The following is a 16050-nucleotide window of genomic DNA, read 5'->3' as shown; positions in this document are numbered from 1 at the left end:
CCGGGCCATTTTTGGCCCGCTTTGACGCTTGATGCCAGAGACTTTCTTGCCCGCGTCATAGCCCTTCAGGGTCGCCGTGCCCGTGTTCTTCACGCTCTGTGCGTCCACGATCAAGAACGCGCTGCATGCGTTGCGCCCCAGTCTCTCCCGCGGTGGCCAGCCAGCCGGTCGTTATGGCGGCCCCGCCCGCACCGGTGTACTCGCCGCCGCCGGGCTATTGCTATCGCGATTACGATCGCGCCTATGTCCCGTGCGCGCCGCAGCCGGTACCCTACTACTACCAGCAGGCGCCGGGATATTGAGCTTGGCAGCCCGGCAGCACCATCCCAGGTGCCCGTCCTGACGGTCCGGGCCTGCCGGATGGCCCGTGCGGCACGCTGCCGGTCAAAGCCCTGCTGGCGCCCGCCAGTTGAGCGGCAAGCCGTTAGTTGCGGCGGCTGCCTCCCCTCGCGCTAACTCCACCGTCCGCACCGGCCCGTTCCGCCGGATCGGCATCCGACGCGCTGACTCGGTCAGCCGCACCCACCTCCCGGGCCACGCGCTGGCCTCCCTCATCGATTGCAAAGACTGGCGCAGCCAGCACCGCATCATCCGCGGCACAGCATGGACGCCGCATGAATTTTCATTCAGTGAAAATTTATGGCTAATGTTTGACCTTCAAACTGCCACATGAATAAGATCGGCCAAGAAATATTTCATTAAACGAAATGCTGCGGCGCATTCGCGCACGCGGCAAACCCACGAAGCGCCGCCCTACGGGCCAGCGCCAGCGAGGAGACAGATGAACCGACGCGCCACCCTTCGCCTGGCCGCCATGGCCGGCGCCGCCCTGTGCGCCCAGCTTGCGCTGCCGGCTTGCGCGGCAGACAAGGCCCCCGACAACTACCCGGCCAAGCCACTGCGGCTGGTGGTCCCCTTCACGCCCGGCGGCACCACCGACATCCTCGCGCGCCTGGTGGCGCTGGGGATGGGAGAGGCGCTGGGCCAGACCGTGGTGGTCGACAACCGGCCCGGCGCGGGCGGCAATATCGGCGCCGAAGCCGTAGCCAGGGCGGCCCCCGACGGCTACACCTTGCTGATGGGCACACTCGGCACCCAGGTCACCAACCAGTTCATCTACGCCCGCATGCCCTACGACTCGGCCAAGGACTTTGCGCCGGTGACGCTGGTGGCAAACTCGCCCAATGTGCTGCTGACCAATGGCACGCTGCCGGTCAGGTCGGTGACAGAACTGATCGCGCTGGCCAGACAGCGTCCCGGTGGCCTGAACTACGCCTCCACCAGCACCGGCGGTTCACCGCACCTGTCCGGCGAACTGCTCGACAGCATGGCGGGCGTGAAGATGCAGCATGTGCCTTACAAGGGTGCGGCGCCGGCCATGACCGACCTGCTGGCGGGCCAGGTCAACCTGATGTATGACAACCTGCCCTCGGCGCTGGCCCAGATCCAGGCTGGCAAGGTCCGCGCGCTGGCGGTGACCGGCCCGCAGCGCGCACCGGTCCTGCCGGACGTGCCCACCGTGGCGGAATCCGGCCTGCCCGGCTACGTGGTGAATTCCTGGTTCGGCCTGCTGGCGCCGGCAGGCACGCCACCGGCACTGGTGGCGCGGCTGCAGCAGACCGTGGCCCGCATCCTGGCCACCCCCGAGGTAAAGCATCGCATCGAACAGCTTGGCGCCGTGCCGGGCGGCGACTCGCCGGCCGCCTTCGCTGCCGTGATCCGCGCCGATACGGAGAAATGGTCGCGCGTGATCAAGCGCGCCGGCATCCAGGCGCAATAAATACGAAGCAATAAATACGAAGCAATAAGCACGAAACGGCCAGCACGGCACGACCAACCAGGAATCCCCCATGGCAGCAAAGACCATCCGTATCGGCTCGGGCTCGGGCTGGTGGGGCGACCGCGTCGAACCCGCGGCGCTCAGCGCGCAGTACGGCAAGCTCGACTTCCTCTGTTTCGAAACCATGGCGGAAGCCACGGTATCGGCTGCACAGGTCCGCAAGCGGCGCGATCCCACCTTCGAAGGCTACGACACCTATCTGGACGAGCGCATGCGCGCAGTGCTGCCGCACTGCATCGCGCAGGGCACGCGCATCGTCAGCAACCAGGGCTGGATCAATCCGCTTGCCGCGGCGCGGCGCATCGCGCAGCTCTGTGCAGAGCTGGGACTGCCCGGCGTGAAGATCGCCGCCATCACCACCACCGACCTGACCGGCAACATCTGCGACGCGCCGCTGGACATACTGGAAAGCGGCGCTCCCATCGCCACGCTGCGCGACTCGCTGATTTCCGCCGAACCGTACGAGGGCGCGGAACCGATCGTACGGGCGCTGGAAGCCGGCGCGCAAATCGTGGTAACCGGCCGCGTGGCGGATCCTTCGCTGTTCCTGGCGCCGATGATGCATGCCTTCGGCTGGATGCCGCAGGACACGGCATTGCTGGCCCGGGGCAGCGCCATCGGCCACCTGCTGGAATGCGGCGCACAGGTGACCGGCGGCTACTTCGGCGACCCCGGCTACAAGGATGTGCCCGAGCCATGGAACCTCGCCTTCCCCATCGCCGAGGTGGATGCCAGCGGCACCGCCGTGATCTCCAAGGTGGCGGGCACCGGCGGGCGCATCGACCTGCAGACCGTGAAGGAGCAGATGTTCTACGAGGTGCACGACCCGCGCCGCTACATCACACCCGATGTGGTGGTGGATTTCACCACGGCGCAACTGGAACAGGTGGGACCTGACGAGGTACGCATCAGCGGCGTGAGCGGAACGCCGCGCACCGCTACGCTCAAGGTATCGCTGGGCTGCACCGAAGGCTTTATCGGCGAGGACATGTTCTTCTACGCCGGGCCCGGCTGCCTGGAAAAGGCCCGGCTGGCCAAGACCATCCTGGAGCACCGTTTCCAGCGGGCCGGGCTGGACGCGCAAGCGCTGCGCATCGACTTTCTCGGCGTCGACGCCATCCACGGCGCGGCCTCGCCCGCGCCGGCCTGCGAGCCCAACGAGATCGCCGTGCGCGTGGCCGCGCGCACCCGCACCCGCGCCGAGGCCGCCAAGGTCGGGCGGGAGATCGACAGCATGGCGGTATGCGGGCTGGCCTCCACGGGCAAGCGCGTACCGCACCAGGAACGCACACGCGAGATCATCGGCGTCTGGTCGGCCCTGGTGCCGCGCACGCAGGTCAGCTCCGATATCCATTTCCTTTGATCTTTTCCCCCTTTGACCTGCCGCGAGGCACATGACATGAAAGTTCCACTCAGGCGCCTGGCGCATACCCGCTCGGGCGACAAGGGCGATATCTCCAACACCGCGGTGATCGCCTATGAACCCGCGTTCTATCCTCATCTCAAGGCCCAGCTCACTGCCGAGGCCTTCAAGGCGCTGTATGGCGGTGTGGTCACGGGCAAGGTCGAACGTTTCGAGGCCGACGGGCTTCAGGTGCTCAATTTCGTGGCCCATGGCGCGCTCGGGGGCGGCGTTTCGCGCAGCCTCGCGCTCGACAACTACGGCAAGGCGCTGGCCAGCGCGGTGTTGCGCTTCGAGGTGGAGGTACCGGAGGCGCTGCGGCCGCTGCTGCACGGGCCGGCCAGCTGAAAGGCCGGACACGGCGATGGCGGAGCCATGCGAAACCGCTTTCTGTCGACAAAGCGGAAACGGGAGCAGAAAAAGAGGAATCTTCTGATAATACCGGCGCGCCATGCCCGATATGATTTTCCTATTCATTCCCGGCAAGGACAGGAAATCATGATTTCAGACCGCCTCGACTCCGCATATCAAGAAAAATGCCGGGACATTCTGAATGAGGAGCAGGCAAGAAGCCTCTCGGAGACGAACTGCTGGGAGCACGTTGACCGGGCAAGGGTTCACGCGGACTGGGATGCCTTTTACAAGGATCTATCGAAATTCATCGACACGTCGGATCCGACGGACGAACATATTCAGGGGCTGGTTCACCGGCATCACGAAATCTCCTGCCGCTTTTATACCCCGAGCCGGGAAGCTTATATTGGAATGGCTTTGCTTTACAGCGAAAATCCCACCATGAGAAATTTCCATAATGCCTACCACCCCGGAATGGTAGCGTTCCTGAGCAGTGCCATGCTCGCCTATGCCCTGGAAAACCTCTGAAAATCCTTCAACAGGCGTGGAAAGCAGCCGTCCGCCAGCCGTGCATCGGCGCATGCCACGCTAAGCTGGCAAGGCCCGGCGCGCCCAGGCGCTGGTAACCCGTCGCGCCTCCTCCTTCAGCAAGCGCGCCATCCTGGCCTCCCGAGCCAGGATGCGTTCGCTCAGCGCCGCGACGCTGAGCGCGCCGATGGGCCGGCCTTCGTAGTCGAGCAGCGGCACGGCGATCCCGCCCATCTTGTCCACCACCCAGTCCAGGAACAAGGCATAGCCCCTCCCGCGCGCCGCTTCGATCTGCTCCCCGATCACTTCGGGCGTCAGGCGGGGATAGCGCACACGTTGCGCCTTTCCCAGCCGCGCCCGGACGGCGCGCTCGGCTTCCGGCATCCAGGCCAGCACCGCCAGGCTGCCGGCGCCCACCCCGAGCGGCCGGCGCGTACCGATCTCCACATAGTTGGCGCGGATCGGGAAGGTGCCCAGTTCGATATCCGCCACCACCGATTCGCCACGGCTGGCCAGCGTCAGAACCGCCGTATCCTCGAACGCTTCCACCAGCCGCTCGAGGCTGGGCCGCGCCAGGGCGCGCAGGTCGACACGGCGCTGCGCCACATCGGCCAGCTGGAAGATCTCCGGGCCGATGCCGAAGCGGCGGCTCGCGTCCCTGCTCACGAAGCCTTCCGCCACCAGGAGCTCCAGCAAGCGGGAGGCCGTGGCCGGGTCGAGGCCAGTGGCGCGCGCCACATCGGAGAGACGGCGAACCTGCGGATCGGACAAGGCGCGCAGTATCCATAGCGCGCGCTGCACGGGCGAGGCCCGGGAGGTGGGCGGTTCGGGTCCGGTACTCATCCCTGGAGCGGATGGATGGGCACGGTAGCCGGAGCGGCAAACAGGCAACACGGCGAGGACATTGGGCTTGAGCGGCGGCGCGTGGGTGAAGCTGGCATTAGAGCGGCAGCCGCGGAGATGGTCAACAAGCCGGCCACCCGACCCGCGATTTTGGCCAAACTGGGGGCGCCCCGGGCCAAAAGCGCCGCTTCCGGCGTCCGTGGCCAGTCCGAAGGACGTATAGTCTCTGCAGACGAAAAGCACCGCCCCGGCACCCCTTGAAGCCGGGCGCGCGCACTGGTTTTCGCCCCCGGACATCGAGCCGGCAGCCAGGCTGCCGCCGCCACCAAGGAACGCAATCATGAAGACCAAAGCCGCCATCGCCTGGAACGCCGGAGCCCCGCTGACCGTGGAAGACGTGGACCTGGACGGCCCGCGCGCCGGAGAAGTGCTGGTGGAGATCAAGGCCACCGGCATCTGCCACACCGATTACTACACCTTGTCCGGCGCCGATCCGGAAGGCATCTTCCCCGCCATCCTCGGCCATGAAGGCGCCGGCATCGTCACCGACGTGGGTCCGGGCGTGAGCTCGCTCAAGCCCGGCGACCATGTCATTCCCCTCTACACGCCGGAATGCCGCCAGTGCAAGTTCTGCCTGTCGCGCAAGACCAACCTGTGCCAGGCCATCCGCAGCACTCAGGGACGGGGCCTGATGCCCGACGGCACCTCGCGCTTTTCCATCGACGGCAAGCCCATCTTCCATTACATGGGTACCTCCACCTTCGCCAACCACATCGTGGTGCCGGAAATCGCGCTGGCCAAGATCCGTCCGGACGCGCCCTTCGACAAGGTTTGCTATATCGGCTGCGGCGTGACCACGGGCGTGGGCGCGGTACTGTTCACCGCCAAGGTGGAAGCCGGTGCCAATGTGGTGGTGTTCGGCCTGGGCGGCATTGGCCTGAACGTGATCCAGGCGGCCAGGATGGTCGGCGCCGACAAGATCATCGGCGTGGACCTGAACCCGGGCCGCGAAGCCATGGCGCGCAAGTTCGGCATGACCCATTTCATCAACCCGAACGAAGTGGAGAACGTGGTGGACCACATCGTGCAGCTTACCGATGGCGGCGCCGACTACTCCTTCGAATGCATCGGCAACACCAAGGTCATGCGCCAGGCGCTGGAGTGCTGCCACAAGGGCTGGGGCAAGTCCATCATCATCGGCGTGGCCGAGGCCGGCGCGGAAATCTCCACCCGCCCGTTCCAGCTGGTGACGGGCCGCGAATGGAAGGGCTCGGCCTTCGGCGGCGCGCGCGGCCGTACCGATGTGCCGAAGATCGTCGACTGGTATATGGAAGGCAAGCTCAATATCGACGACCTGATCACCCACACCCTGCCGCTGGAGCGCATCAACGAGGGCTTCGACCTGATGAAGCGCGGCGAGTCGATCCGCTCGGTCGTGCTGTACTGAGGCCGGCCATGCTCGAACTCCTTTCCGAACACGGTTGCTGCGGCGGCGTACAGCGCTTTTACCGGCACGCCTCCAGCGCCATCGGCCTGCCGATGCGTTTCTCGGTGTTCCTGCCCCCGCAGGCGCTGGCCCGGCCCGAACAGCGCCTGCCCGCGCTGTTCTACCTGGCCGGCCTGACCTGCACCGAGGAAACCTTCATGATCAAGGCCGGCGCCCAGCGCTTTGCCGCCGAGCACGGCCTGATCCTGGTGGCGCCCGATACCAGCCCGCGCGACACTGGCATTGCCGGCGAGGCCGAGGCATGGGATTTTGGCGTGGGCGCGGGCTTCTACCTGGATGCCACGCAGGCGCCATGGAGCCAATACTGGCGCATGGAAAGCTATGTGACGGAGGAGCTGTTCGGGCTGGTCACCACGGCGCTGCCCGCCGATCCGCGACGCGTTGGCGTGTTCGGCCACTCGATGGGCGGCCACGGCGCGCTGGTGCTGGCGCAACGGCATCCCGCACGCTTCCGCTCGGTGTCGGCCTTCGCGCCGATCGCGGCGCCGACGCGCTGCCCGTGGGGTCACAAGGCCCTTGGCCGCTACCTGGGCGATGATCGCGCCACCTGGGAGCAGTACGACGCCAGCGCACTGATGGCGCGCCAGGCGGCGGCACCCTTCCCGCGCGGGATTCTGGTGGACCAGGGCCTGGCGGACAAATTCCTGGCCGAACAGCTCTATCCCGAAGCCCTGGAAGCGGCCTGCGCCGCCGTCGGCCAGCCGCTGACGCTGCGCCGGCACGCGAGCTACGATCACGGGTATTACTTCATCTCGACGTTTATCGAGGACCATATCCGGCACCACGCGGCGCAGCTCTGAACCGCGCTGTTGTGGCGGGGGCACCGCCCCCCGCCGGCCATGCCGCAGCGCTGGGGCATTGCACTGCGCTCCTACTGAAGCGGCGGGCGGGTGCCCTCCGCCGGTCATGCTCTCCCGTTTACCTCCCTCCTTCCCCTGACCGCCAGGCGCCTGACGAATCGGGCAGAATCCGGGGCAGGCCACTCCAGCGCAGCCGGCGCCGCTTGGTAATACCTTGAAACGGGCTGGCTACCGCTGAAACAGAATCCGCCCGGCGGCGCCTTGCACTGCGTCCGGCCGCGCTGCTAGCATCTGGCGAGATCGCGCGCCTGCATCGTCCGAAAGCGGGCACGGCCCCGTGGCCGGCCACCGCGGTAGCGACAATCCCGAAGGATTTCACGATGACCCGCAGCGCCCGCACTCTCCGCCTGATTCCCCTGGTGACCACGCTGTTGCTGTCGCCCGCCGCCTTCGCCCAGGGTTCGCCCGCCGGCGGGGACGAAGCCATGAACGCGATCAACAGCAACTTTGCGCGCATGACGCCGCCGCCACGCACCGTGGACAGCATCAACCAGGAACTGCGGCAAAACCATGCCGCACCGCTCCAGACCGGCGGGCGAGGCGGTGGCCGTGGCAGGGGCCGCCAGCGCTCGCAGGACAGCGGCACCCAGAACGGTCCGGCAGGTGCCGCTGCCGACACCCTGGCAAGCCAGGATGCCGCGCTGCACACCAACGCGCCCGGCACCGCCACCGGCCCGGCTGCCGCGCCTGCCAATTCCGCCAGCCAGTAAGGCCCGCCTAGCCCTGCACGGCCCCGAAGCGCTCGCGATACTCGCGCGGCGTGATGCCCAGCTGGCGCAGGAAGGCGCGCCGCAAGCCCTCGTCGGAACCGAAGCCGGTACGCGCGGCAATCGCCTTGAGCGGCAGGTCGCCTTGCTCCAGCAGCCGCCGGGCACCTTCGATCCGTGCCGATTCGATAAACGCCATCGGGCTGGCGCCCGCCTCGCGGGCGAATACGCGGCGGAAATTCCGCTCGCTCATCGCGACCCGCGCCGCCATCCCGGCCAGCGTGAAATCATGGGCCAGGTCGGACAGGATCCAGTCCTGCACGCCGCGGATGCCTGCGTGGCTGGTGGCCTGGCTGGCCAGATGCAGGCTGTACTGCGATTGCCCGCCAGGGCGCTTGAGGTACACCACCAGTTCGCGCGCCAGATCCAGCGCCAGTTCGCGCCCCAGGTCCTCCTCCACTACCGCCAGCGCCAGGTCGATGCCGGCGGTCACCCCAGCCGAAGTCCACAGGTTACCCTGCCGGATAAAGATCGCGTCGGCGTCCACCTCCACCGCCGGGAAGCGCTGGCGCAGCAGCGCCGCCACGCTCCAGTGCGTGGTGGCGCGGCGCCCGTCGAGCAGGCCCGCCGCGGCGAGGAAGAACGTGCCCGAGCACAGCGCGATCAGCCGCCCGATGCGCGGGGCCACCGCGCGTGCCCAGGGCACGATGCCCCGCGCCTCGTCCATGGCGCGCTCGATGTCGCGTGCGCCGACGATCAGTGCGATATCGGGTAGCAGCACGGTGTCGAGCCGAGCCGTGGCTTCCAGCGTCATCAGCGTGTCCGAGCGCACTGGACCGGTCTCCAGCGCCACCACGCGCGTGGCATAGGCCGGCGGCTGCCCGCGCTGGGACAGCCGCACATTGGCGTAGTCGAACACCGTCATCGGGCCGACTGCCTCCATCGCCTTGAATCCGGGATACACGACGATATCCACCCGCCTCGGGGCGGCAACTGCCTGCGCTTGCATCGGCCTGTCCGGGATGAAAACCGGCGATCTTACCCCACTACCGCCCACCCGCCGCCGCGCGGGTACAAGCATATGCAGCCGCCGCATTAGTCGCTGCGCGTGCAAGCTTGTGCCAACAAATTCGTTCTATTGCAGCGAACCAGTTCTTAGCATGGTGCATATCGTTCGCATCCCGCATCCCGCAGCCTACCGAGGAGTGTCATGCATCAAGCGCCAGAGCAGCCGTCCGCCCTCCACCTCCCAACGCCCGCGGGCAGCAAAGGCGGCCTGAGCCGCCGCGGCTGGCTGCGGGCCGCCGGCACACTGGCCATCGCCAGCGGCGCCGCGCCCTTTGTCTGGACCGCCAAGGCCCGCGCCGCCGGCCAGCTCAAGCCGATCAGGCTGGCGTGGAATGCCAGCGGCGTGTGCCTGGCGCCCGTCGCAGCGGCGCTGAAAGAGAACATCTTCCGCAATCACGGGCTGGAGGTGGAACTGATCAACTTCGGCGGGTCCACCGACCAGTTGCTCGAAGCCATCGCCACCAGGAAGGCGGACGCCGGAGTGGGCATGGCGCTGCGCTGGCTCAAGCCGCTCGAGCAAGGCTTCGACGTCAAGCTGACCGCCGCCACCCACGGTGGCTGCATGCGGCTGCTGACCTTGCGCAACTCCGGCGTGACCGACCTGAAGAGCCTCAAGGGCAAGACCGTGGCGGTCAGCGACATGGCAAGCCCGGCCAAGAACTTCTTCTCCATCCTGCTGGCCAAGCGCGGCATCGACCCCGTACGCGACGTGCAGTGGCGCCAGTACCCCGCCGACCTGCTCGGCATCGCCCTCGAGAAAGGCGAGGCGCAAGCCGCCGCCGACGGCGACCCGCGCACCTACCTGCTGCGCAAGGAGCGCAACCTGGTCGAGGTGGCTACCAACCTGTCGGACGAATACGCCAACCGTTCCTGCTGCGTGCTGGGCATTCGCGGCAGCCTGATCCGCGAGGACAAGCCGGTCGCCGCCGCGCTCACGCATGCCGTGCTGCAGGCGCAGGACTGGACGGTAGCCCACCCCGAGGAAACTGCCCGGCATTTCGCCGAATTCTCCAAGGCATCGCAAAGCGATGTGGTGGCCATGCTCAAGAGCCACACCCACGGCCATCATCCGGTTGGCGCGGACCTGAAAAAGGAACTGGCGCAATACACCGACGAACTCAAGCTCGTGTCGGTCATCCGTCCGGGCACCGATTCCAATAAATTCGCGGAGCGCATCTATGCCAACGTTCTCAGCTGACGGGCAGCACGGCGTGCTGGAAGCGCCCGCCGCCAGCCAGGCGCTGGCCGGCCACGACGCCTTCGACGGGCGCGATGAATTCCTGGCCCTGCCCGCCGCCGTACCGCGCGTATGGCTGGGCGGCGCGCTGGCGGGGGCGGCCTGGCTGGGGCTCGCCGCCGTGGTGAAATTCTGGCCGGAACCCGAGGACTGGCCGCTGACCCATGAGACCGCCTCCCTGTTCGCAGGCATCGCCGCCGTGCTGCTGGTGCTGGCCTTCGTGCAGCATCGGCTTGGCGGTATTGGCGCCACCCTGCGCCGCGCCGGTCCGTGGCTGCTGGTGCTGGCGGCACTGACGCTGGCGTGGGAGCTGGCGACCGCCAAGCTGGGCCTGTTGCCGCGCCCCTTCTTTGCGCCGCCGCAGGCGCTGCTGGAGGTCTTCCTCGAGGACTATGCACGGCTGGCGGAAGCGGTGGCGCATTCGCTGCGCCTGCTGGCCACCGGCTACCTGCTTGGCGCGCTGGCGGGCTTCCTGACCGGTGTCTCGATCGGCTGGTCGAGCCGGGCCGGCTACTGGGTCCATCCGGTGCTGCGCCTGCTCGGGCCGCTGCCTGCCACGGCCTGGCTGCCGATCGTGTTCTTCGCCTTTCCCAGCAGCGCCAGCGCGGCCACCTTCCTGGTGGCGCTGGCGACGTGGTTCCCCGTCACCGTGCTGACCTGGTCCGGCGTCGCGGCGGTGGACCCGGCCTATTACGACGTGGCCCGCACCCTGGGCGCCAGGGAGCGTTTCCTGGTGCTCAAGGTGGCAGTGCCGGCGGCGCTGCCCAGCGTGTTCGTCGGCCTCTTCATGGGCCTGGGCTCATCGTTCTCCGTGCTGGTGGTGGCCGAGATGCTGGGGGTCAAATCCGGCCTCGGCTGGTACCTCCAATGGGCCCAGGGCTGGGCCGCCTACGCCAGCATGTATGCCGCGCTGCTGGTAATGGCGCTCCTGTTCTCGGGACTCATCACGCTGCTGTTCCGCTCGCGCGACCGGCTGCTGGCCTGGCAGAAGGGCGTGGTCAAATGGTAAGCGCCGTGCTCGAGAAATCCGTCCAGGTGCCGCCTGTGGAAGACCCGGCCGGCAACGGCGTGCGCCTGACGATCGATCAGGTCAGCCACCATTTCACGCTGCGCGACCAGGTACTGCCGGTGCTGAGCCGCGTCAGCCTGACCGCCGAGCCGGGCGAGTTCGTTGCCCTGCTCGGCCCCAGTGGCTGCGGCAAGTCCACCCTGCTGCGGCTGGTGGCCGGACTGGAGGCACCACGGCGCGGCACGCTGGCGGTGGATGGCGTGCCAATCGCCGGGCCGGACCCGAGCCGGGTGGTGGTATTCCAGGACCCCACGCTATATCCATGGCGCACGGTATGGGACAACGCCGCGCTCGGCCTGGAAGCGCGTGGGCTGCTCGGCACCCAGCGCGCCCGCGTGGACGACGCGCTGGCACGCGTGGGCCTGAGCGACTTCGCACGGGCCTATCCGCGCCAGCTTTCCGGCGGCATGGCGCAACGCGCCGCGCTGGCGCGCGCCCTGGTCAACGAGCCGCGCCTGCTGATCCTCGACGAGCCGCTGGGCAAGCTCGATTCCCTGACGCGCCTGAGCATGCAGGGCGAGCTGGTCTCGCTGTGGCAGCGCTCGCGCTTTACCGCCTTGCTGGTCACCCACGATGTGGAGGAAGCGCTGCTGCTGGCCACGCGCGTGATCGTGTTCAGCGAGCGGCCGGCCCGTATCACGGCGGAACTCAAGATCGACCGCGCGTATCCGCGCCATCGCGACGATCCGGAACTGATCCGCCTGCGCCGCGAAATCCTTGGCCTGCTGGGGCTGGGCCAGGGATGGTAGCCGCGCGGATCCCGCGGCTCGCGGCGCGCCCCCACCGCCGAGGCAGCCATGCCCGATGAACTCTGGCATCTGCACGGCACGTGGTGGCTGGGTCCGGACTCGATACCGCACCCGGACCGGGACGGCAGGCATAGCGCCGCATTGCCCCGCCTGCCGCCTGGCATCGCCGTGGCAGGACGGCGGGCGGCCCGCGCCATCGCGGCTGCGCTTGTGCTGAGCGCAGGTATCGCCGCCCTGCCCATGTGGCTGTCCTCGGAAGCGCGCTGGCAAGCTGACCCCGGGCCCGGCCCCCTGCTGCGCCAGGCCCAGGCGCGCGGCGAACTGGTGGTCGGCGTGCACGCCTATCCGCGCGCCACGCCGCCGGGCCGCCCGCTGGTGCCGGAGCCCGATCCGGGCGAAGCCGGGCTGGCCGCCGAACTCGGCCGGGCGCTTGGCTTGCCCGTCAGGCTGCGTCATCTGCCGGCGGCGGGCAACACCCAGTCACCCGGTTTCGATCTTGCCTTCGGCGCGGCGGCGGATAGCCGCCATCCCCGCGCGGCCTCCGTGCAGGCGCCGGCCACCGCGCGCGGCACCCTGTTGACGCTGCGCTTCACGCCGGTCGACCGGCTCGATTCACTTGGCGGCAAGACCGCCTGCGTCAGCGAGGGCAGCCCCTTCCAGGCGGCACTGGCCCGGGCCGGGGCCGAACTGCGCCGCTACCCCTCCCCGCTGCAGGCGCTGCTGGCATTTCGCCGCGGCGAATGCGCCGCCGTGGCGGAAGACGCCGCGCTGGCCGCCCGCGTGATGCGCCTGCCCGAATGGCGCTTCTTCGTGGCGGCGCCGCTCGTGCTCAATGGCGAGGGCGCGGCGCTGACGCTGCGCGAGCCGGATGCGCAGTCCGCCCGCTACCTGGAACAGCTGCTGGCGCGCTGGCAGCGCGACGGGCGGCTTGGCCGGCTGCGGGAAGCCGCCGCGGGCGAGGCGGCTTTCAACATGATGCTGGTCGAGAGCGGGCAGATCTGTCATTGAGCGCGGCCGCCCCCCCAACAAGGCAGGCACGGCACAACACCACACCACAAGACAACAGGGGAAAGCATGAGCTTGCAGTCCAGCGGTACTACCGCAAGGCGGCGAATTTCCGACTGGCACAGCGAAGCCGGTTTCGCGCCCGCCGTACCGGCGCCAGGTCCCGACGATGGTCTCACACCGCGCCCGCCCCCTCCGGAAGAGGCCTTGCGCGCGCTCTCCGCGCGCTTTGCCGCGCGCGCCGCCGGCCACGACCGCGACGCCACCTTTGCCTTTGAGAATATCGCCGAACTCCACCAGCTTGGCCTGCTCGCCCTCACCGTGCCGCGCACCCTCGGCGGCAGCGGCACTGGGCTGGCGGATGCGCGCCGCGTGATCCAGCACGTGGCTGCGGGCGATCCGTCCACTGCGCTGGTGCTGGTGATGCAGACCCTCGGCCATCGCAGCCTCGCGCAGGATGCGCAATGGCCCGCTGCCGTGCGGGAAGCGGTACAACGCAGCGCGGTGGATCGTGGTGCGCTGATCAACTCGCTGCGCGTGGAACCCGACCTCGGTTCGCCCGCGCGCGGCGGCATGCCGGCCACCGTAGCGCGCCGCCATGGCGACGGCTGGCTGCTGTCCGGCCACAAGGTGTATGCCACCGGCATCCCGGCGCTGAGCTGGCTGGCCGTGTGGGGACGCACCGATGAGCCCAGCCCGCGCACCGGCGTATTCCTGGTGCCCCGCGACGCGCCCGGCATCACCGTGCTGCCAACCTGGGACCACCTCGGCATGCGCGCCACCGGCAGCCACGACGTGGTCTTCGACAACACGCCACTGCCCGCCGCCCATGCGGTCGATCTGCGCCAGCCGGAAGACTGGGCGCAACGCCATGACCCGGCCTGGGCCGTCTGGAGCGCCGTCCTGCTCGGCGCGCTGTACGACGCCGTGGCGCGCAGCGCCCGCGACTGGTTCGTCGCGTGGCTCAAGCTGCGCGCGCCTGGCAGCCTGGGCGCACCGCTCGCCACCCTGCCGCGTTTCCAGGAAGCGGTGGGCCGCATCGACGGCTGGCTCCTGGCCAACCGCATACTGCTGGACCGTTTCTGTACCGACGCGGATGCCGGCGCCCCGGCCAGCGCCGCCGATGGCGGCCTGCTCAAGCTCACTGTGACCGACAACGCGATCGCCGCCGTCGAACTGGCGCTCAGACTGGCCGGCAATCCCGCCCTGTCGCGCGGCAATCCGCTGGAGCGCCACTACCGCAATGTACTGTGCAGCCGCATTCATACGCCGCAGAACGACGCCGTCCTGGCGGGCGCCGGTGCGCAGGCGCTGCGCGAGACCACCCAGGCCGCCCCTGCCGATCCCGCAGCAGCGGCCGCGCGAGGGTTGGGGAGAGGGGTGGTTTGACTGGGAGCCGCCAACTGCGTAATCCAGCGTGTGCGGCGGCATTTGCAGCTCCCGCCTCCCATCGGGGGGCCGTGGCGGGTTACTGCGCAGCCTTCGGATCGACCACCGGGTCCATGCCGCTGCGCTCGATATCGGCACGCGCTGCGGGAGACGCCAGGTAGCGGATCAGGGCGCGGCCGGCGTCCGGATGCTCGGCATTGACCGGCACGCCTGCAGCGAAGGTGGTGATGCTCTGCACGGCCTCGGGAATCTTGCCCACGAACGTGGTGCCCGGCACCGGCAACAGTTCGCTGACCTGCTGCAGGCCGACCTCGTAGTCGCCCTTGGCCACCACGCTGCCCACGGGGGTTTTCTCGATCATATGGGCGCGGCCCTTGACCTGTTCTTCGATGCCCAGCTTCCTGAACATCTCCTTTTCCACGTAAACGCCGCTGGCACTGTCCGAATAGGCGATGGAGGCGGCCTTCAGCAACGTGTCGCGGAATGCGTCGAGCGTGCTGATATCGGGCTTGGGTGCGCCCGCCCGCACCGCGAGCCCAATGCGTGAATCGGCCAGCGCGACCTTGCTGTCGGGCACCACCTTGCCCTGCTTGATCAGGTCGTCCAGCGCATAGCCCACCATGATCACCACGTCGGCGTGCTCGCCCCGCGCCAGGCGGTTGGGAATGGCTTCGGGCGACTTGCCCATGGAGGGACCCCACGCGGTCGACAGCTTATGACCCGTGGCCTTCTCGAAACCCGGGCCAAGCGCTTTGTAGGCCGCGGTGAAGCCCCCCGAGTTCATGACCTTGACTTCGTCGGCCAGCGCGTTCCCAACGCCCAGGGCAAGGCTGGCCATGCCCGCCAATATCAGGGCCAGCAGGGGCCTGGCATGGGGCTTTACAGCATTCCTGCGGAGTGGGTTGACGGCGGGGACCAGCACGGCGGCGGATGAAATAGACATATGCACTCTCGATGGGCATTGAAGGGAAACCGGCCTGCCACGTTGCCTCTACCGGGCAGGCTGCACATTCTATGCAAGGCGGGCGTGCCGCGATAATGCAAACTTTCTTGGCTTTGATCGTTTTTACGCATCAATACTGCCAGCATCCCGCGTGTCTTCCCGTGGCGGGCGCAAGGCCCGGCCGCGCTTAGGTACGGCCTGCCCGACCAGGTCGTACAGTGCCTGCGCGTGCGGCGGCAGCATCGCTCCCCGGCGCCGCAGGATGCCCAGCGTGCGGGATACTGCCGGCGCGCGCAAAGGCACTGCCGCAATCGCCGCGCCATCGCCGCCGGGCAGCGCCAGGCGGGGCACTGCCGCCACGCCGAGCCCGGCCTCCACCAGCGCCAGCATGCCGCTGACATGGCGCACTTCGTAAAAGGCGGCCGGCCGCACCGGCGTGTCGGCCAGCGCGAGGTCAAGCAGCAGCCGGTTGCCGCTCGATCTGGCCAGGGCCACCAGGGTGTGCTTGCCCAGTTCGGCCCACGCCACCGAGCGCCGCCGCGCCAGCGG

General features: G+C 68.5%; 17 protein-coding genes. 13 read left to right on the top strand and 4 right to left on the bottom strand.

The annotated features are described in order from the left end of the window. Nucleotides 1–125 precede the first annotated feature (125 nt). The 5 genes from P3W85_RS11885 to P3W85_RS11865 all read left to right on the top strand — a co-directional run bounded on the left by P3W85_RS11885 (nucleotide 126) and on the right by P3W85_RS11865 (nucleotide 4124). A complete protein-coding gene (locus tag P3W85_RS11885) occupies nucleotides 126–302 on the top strand; it encodes a hypothetical protein (RefSeq protein WP_430869537.1) in 177 nt (58 codons plus the stop codon). A gap of 479 nt (nucleotides 303–781) precedes the next feature. Next, a complete protein-coding gene (locus P3W85_RS11880) occupies nucleotides 782–1780 on the top strand; it encodes a Bug family tripartite tricarboxylate transporter substrate binding protein (protein ID WP_276264938.1) in 999 nt (332 codons plus the stop codon). Nucleotides 1781–1850: 70 nt separating this feature from the next. Continuing rightward, entirely contained in the window at nucleotides 1851–3203 is a 1353-nt protein-coding gene (locus tag P3W85_RS11875) for an acyclic terpene utilization AtuA family protein (protein ID WP_017228279.1), read from the top strand. Nucleotides 3204–3239: 36 nt separating this feature from the next. Beyond that, nucleotides 3240–3590, top strand: coding sequence for an AtuA-related protein (locus P3W85_RS11870; RefSeq protein WP_017228280.1), 351 nt, complete (start codon nucleotides 3240–3242; stop codon nucleotides 3588–3590). 150 nt (nucleotides 3591–3740) lie between these two features. Beyond that, nucleotides 3741–4124 carry a TipAS antibiotic-recognition domain-containing protein gene (locus P3W85_RS11865; protein ID WP_276264937.1) on the top strand — a complete coding sequence of 128 codons (384 nt, stop codon included), beginning with the start codon at nucleotides 3741–3743 and terminating at the stop codon, nucleotides 4122–4124. A gap of 60 nt (nucleotides 4125–4184) precedes the next feature. Here P3W85_RS11865 and P3W85_RS11860 read toward each other — a convergent pair whose 3' ends face one another. Further along, entirely contained in the window at nucleotides 4185–4967 is a 783-nt protein-coding gene (locus P3W85_RS11860; RefSeq protein ID WP_276264936.1) for an IclR family transcriptional regulator, read from the bottom strand. Between the two features lie 340 nt (nucleotides 4968–5307). On the opposite strand from P3W85_RS11860, the gene P3W85_RS11855 reads away from it, so the two are divergent. The 3 genes from P3W85_RS11855 to P3W85_RS11845 all read left to right on the top strand — a co-directional run bounded on the left by P3W85_RS11855 (nucleotide 5308) and on the right by P3W85_RS11845 (nucleotide 8044). Beyond that, complete coding sequence (locus P3W85_RS11855) at nucleotides 5308–6414, top strand: S-(hydroxymethyl)glutathione dehydrogenase/class III alcohol dehydrogenase (RefSeq protein ID WP_017228283.1); 1107 nt, start codon at nucleotides 5308–5310, stop codon at nucleotides 6412–6414. An 8-nt stretch (nucleotides 6415–6422) separates the two neighbouring features. Continuing rightward, nucleotides 6423–7274, top strand: coding sequence for an S-formylglutathione hydrolase (gene fghA / locus P3W85_RS11850; protein ID WP_017228284.1), 852 nt, complete (start codon nucleotides 6423–6425; stop codon nucleotides 7272–7274). Nucleotides 7275–7654: 380 nt separating this feature from the next. After that, nucleotides 7655–8044: a hypothetical protein gene (locus P3W85_RS11845; RefSeq protein ID WP_276264935.1), complete on the top strand. Its 390-nt coding sequence runs from the start codon at nucleotides 7655–7657 to the stop codon at nucleotides 8042–8044. A 7-nt stretch (nucleotides 8045–8051) separates the two neighbouring features. Here P3W85_RS11845 and P3W85_RS11840 read toward each other — a convergent pair whose 3' ends face one another. Next, nucleotides 8052–9050, bottom strand: coding sequence for a GlxA family transcriptional regulator (locus P3W85_RS11840; protein ID WP_276264934.1), 999 nt, complete (start codon nucleotides 9048–9050; stop codon nucleotides 8052–8054). A gap of 201 nt (nucleotides 9051–9251) precedes the next feature. Between P3W85_RS11840 and P3W85_RS11835 the strand changes: the two genes are divergently transcribed. The 5 genes from P3W85_RS11835 to P3W85_RS11815 all read left to right on the top strand — a co-directional run bounded on the left by P3W85_RS11835 (nucleotide 9252) and on the right by P3W85_RS11815 (nucleotide 14558). Next, nucleotides 9252–10307 carry an ABC transporter substrate-binding protein gene (locus P3W85_RS11835; protein WP_276264933.1) on the top strand — a complete coding sequence of 352 codons (1056 nt, stop codon included), beginning with the start codon at nucleotides 9252–9254 and terminating at the stop codon, nucleotides 10305–10307. After that, nucleotides 10288–11355, top strand: coding sequence for an ABC transporter permease (locus tag P3W85_RS11830; RefSeq protein WP_276264932.1), 1068 nt, complete (start codon nucleotides 10288–10290; stop codon nucleotides 11353–11355). The genes P3W85_RS11835 and P3W85_RS11830 overlap by 20 nt, the downstream gene beginning before the upstream one ends. Then, nucleotides 11349–12164, top strand: coding sequence for an ABC transporter ATP-binding protein (locus P3W85_RS11825; RefSeq protein ID WP_276264931.1), 816 nt, complete (start codon nucleotides 11349–11351; stop codon nucleotides 12162–12164). The genes P3W85_RS11830 and P3W85_RS11825 overlap by 7 nt, the downstream gene beginning before the upstream one ends. A gap of 48 nt (nucleotides 12165–12212) precedes the next feature. Next, nucleotides 12213–13172, top strand: coding sequence for a substrate-binding periplasmic protein (locus P3W85_RS11820; protein ID WP_276264930.1), 960 nt, complete (start codon nucleotides 12213–12215; stop codon nucleotides 13170–13172). A gap of 66 nt (nucleotides 13173–13238) precedes the next feature. Continuing rightward, nucleotides 13239–14558 carry an acyl-CoA dehydrogenase family protein gene (locus tag P3W85_RS11815; RefSeq protein WP_276264929.1) on the top strand — a complete coding sequence of 440 codons (1320 nt, stop codon included), beginning with the start codon at nucleotides 13239–13241 and terminating at the stop codon, nucleotides 14556–14558. A 79-nt stretch (nucleotides 14559–14637) separates the two neighbouring features. Here the strand turns inward: P3W85_RS11815 and P3W85_RS11810 are convergent, their stop codons facing one another. Beyond that, entirely contained in the window at nucleotides 14638–15396 is a 759-nt protein-coding gene (locus P3W85_RS11810; protein ID WP_276264939.1) for a substrate-binding domain-containing protein, read from the bottom strand. A gap of 228 nt (nucleotides 15397–15624) precedes the next feature. Next, a partial coding sequence (locus P3W85_RS11805; protein WP_276264928.1) for a LysR substrate-binding domain-containing protein occupies nucleotides 15625–16050 on the bottom strand: 426 nt, incomplete at its 5' end.

This window comes from Cupriavidus basilensis (assembly GCF_029335485.1).
Taxonomy (GTDB): Bacteria; Pseudomonadota; Gammaproteobacteria; order Burkholderiales; family Burkholderiaceae; genus Cupriavidus; species Cupriavidus basilensis_E.
This window is presented reverse-complemented; position numbering and strand designations above follow the sequence as displayed.

Bases quoted from the DNA above. Each gene is read 5' to 3' on its own strand.
- P3W85_RS11855 (WP_017228283.1), top strand. From the start codon at position 5,308: ATGAAGACCAAAGCCGCCATCGCCTGGAACGCCGGAGCCCCGCTGACC.
- P3W85_RS11830 (WP_276264932.1), top strand. From the start codon at position 10,288: ATGCCAACGTTCTCAGCTGACGGGCAGCACGGCGTGCTGGAAGCGCCC.
- P3W85_RS11870 (WP_017228280.1), top strand. From the start codon at position 3,240: ATGAAAGTTCCACTCAGGCGCCTGGCGCATACCCGCTCGGGCGACAAG.
- P3W85_RS11820 (WP_276264930.1), top strand. From the start codon at position 12,213: ATGCCCGATGAACTCTGGCATCTGCACGGCACGTGGTGGCTGGGTCCG.
- P3W85_RS11840 (WP_276264934.1), bottom strand. From the start codon at position 9,050: ATGCAAGCGCAGGCAGTTGCCGCCCCGAGGCGGGTGGATATCGTCGTG.
- P3W85_RS11875 (WP_017228279.1), top strand. From the start codon at position 1,851: ATGGCAGCAAAGACCATCCGTATCGGCTCGGGCTCGGGCTGGTGGGGC.
- fghA (WP_017228284.1), top strand. From the start codon at position 6,423: ATGCTCGAACTCCTTTCCGAACACGGTTGCTGCGGCGGCGTACAGCGC.
- P3W85_RS11880 (WP_276264938.1), top strand. From the start codon at position 782: ATGAACCGACGCGCCACCCTTCGCCTGGCCGCCATGGCCGGCGCCGCC.
- P3W85_RS11815 (WP_276264929.1), top strand. From the start codon at position 13,239: ATGAGCTTGCAGTCCAGCGGTACTACCGCAAGGCGGCGAATTTCCGAC.
- P3W85_RS11865 (WP_276264937.1), top strand. From the start codon at position 3,741: ATGATTTCAGACCGCCTCGACTCCGCATATCAAGAAAAATGCCGGGAC.
- P3W85_RS11885 (WP_430869537.1), top strand. From the start codon at position 126: ATGCGTTGCGCCCCAGTCTCTCCCGCGGTGGCCAGCCAGCCGGTCGTT.
- P3W85_RS11845 (WP_276264935.1), top strand. From the start codon at position 7,655: ATGACCCGCAGCGCCCGCACTCTCCGCCTGATTCCCCTGGTGACCACG.
- P3W85_RS11860 (WP_276264936.1), bottom strand. From the start codon at position 4,967: ATGAGTACCGGACCCGAACCGCCCACCTCCCGGGCCTCGCCCGTGCAG.
- P3W85_RS11825 (WP_276264931.1), top strand. From the start codon at position 11,349: ATGGTAAGCGCCGTGCTCGAGAAATCCGTCCAGGTGCCGCCTGTGGAA.
- P3W85_RS11810 (WP_276264939.1), bottom strand. From the start codon at position 15,396: ATGGCCAGCCTTGCCCTGGGCGTTGGGAACGCGCTGGCCGACGAAGTC.
- P3W85_RS11835 (WP_276264933.1), top strand. From the start codon at position 9,252: ATGCATCAAGCGCCAGAGCAGCCGTCCGCCCTCCACCTCCCAACGCCC.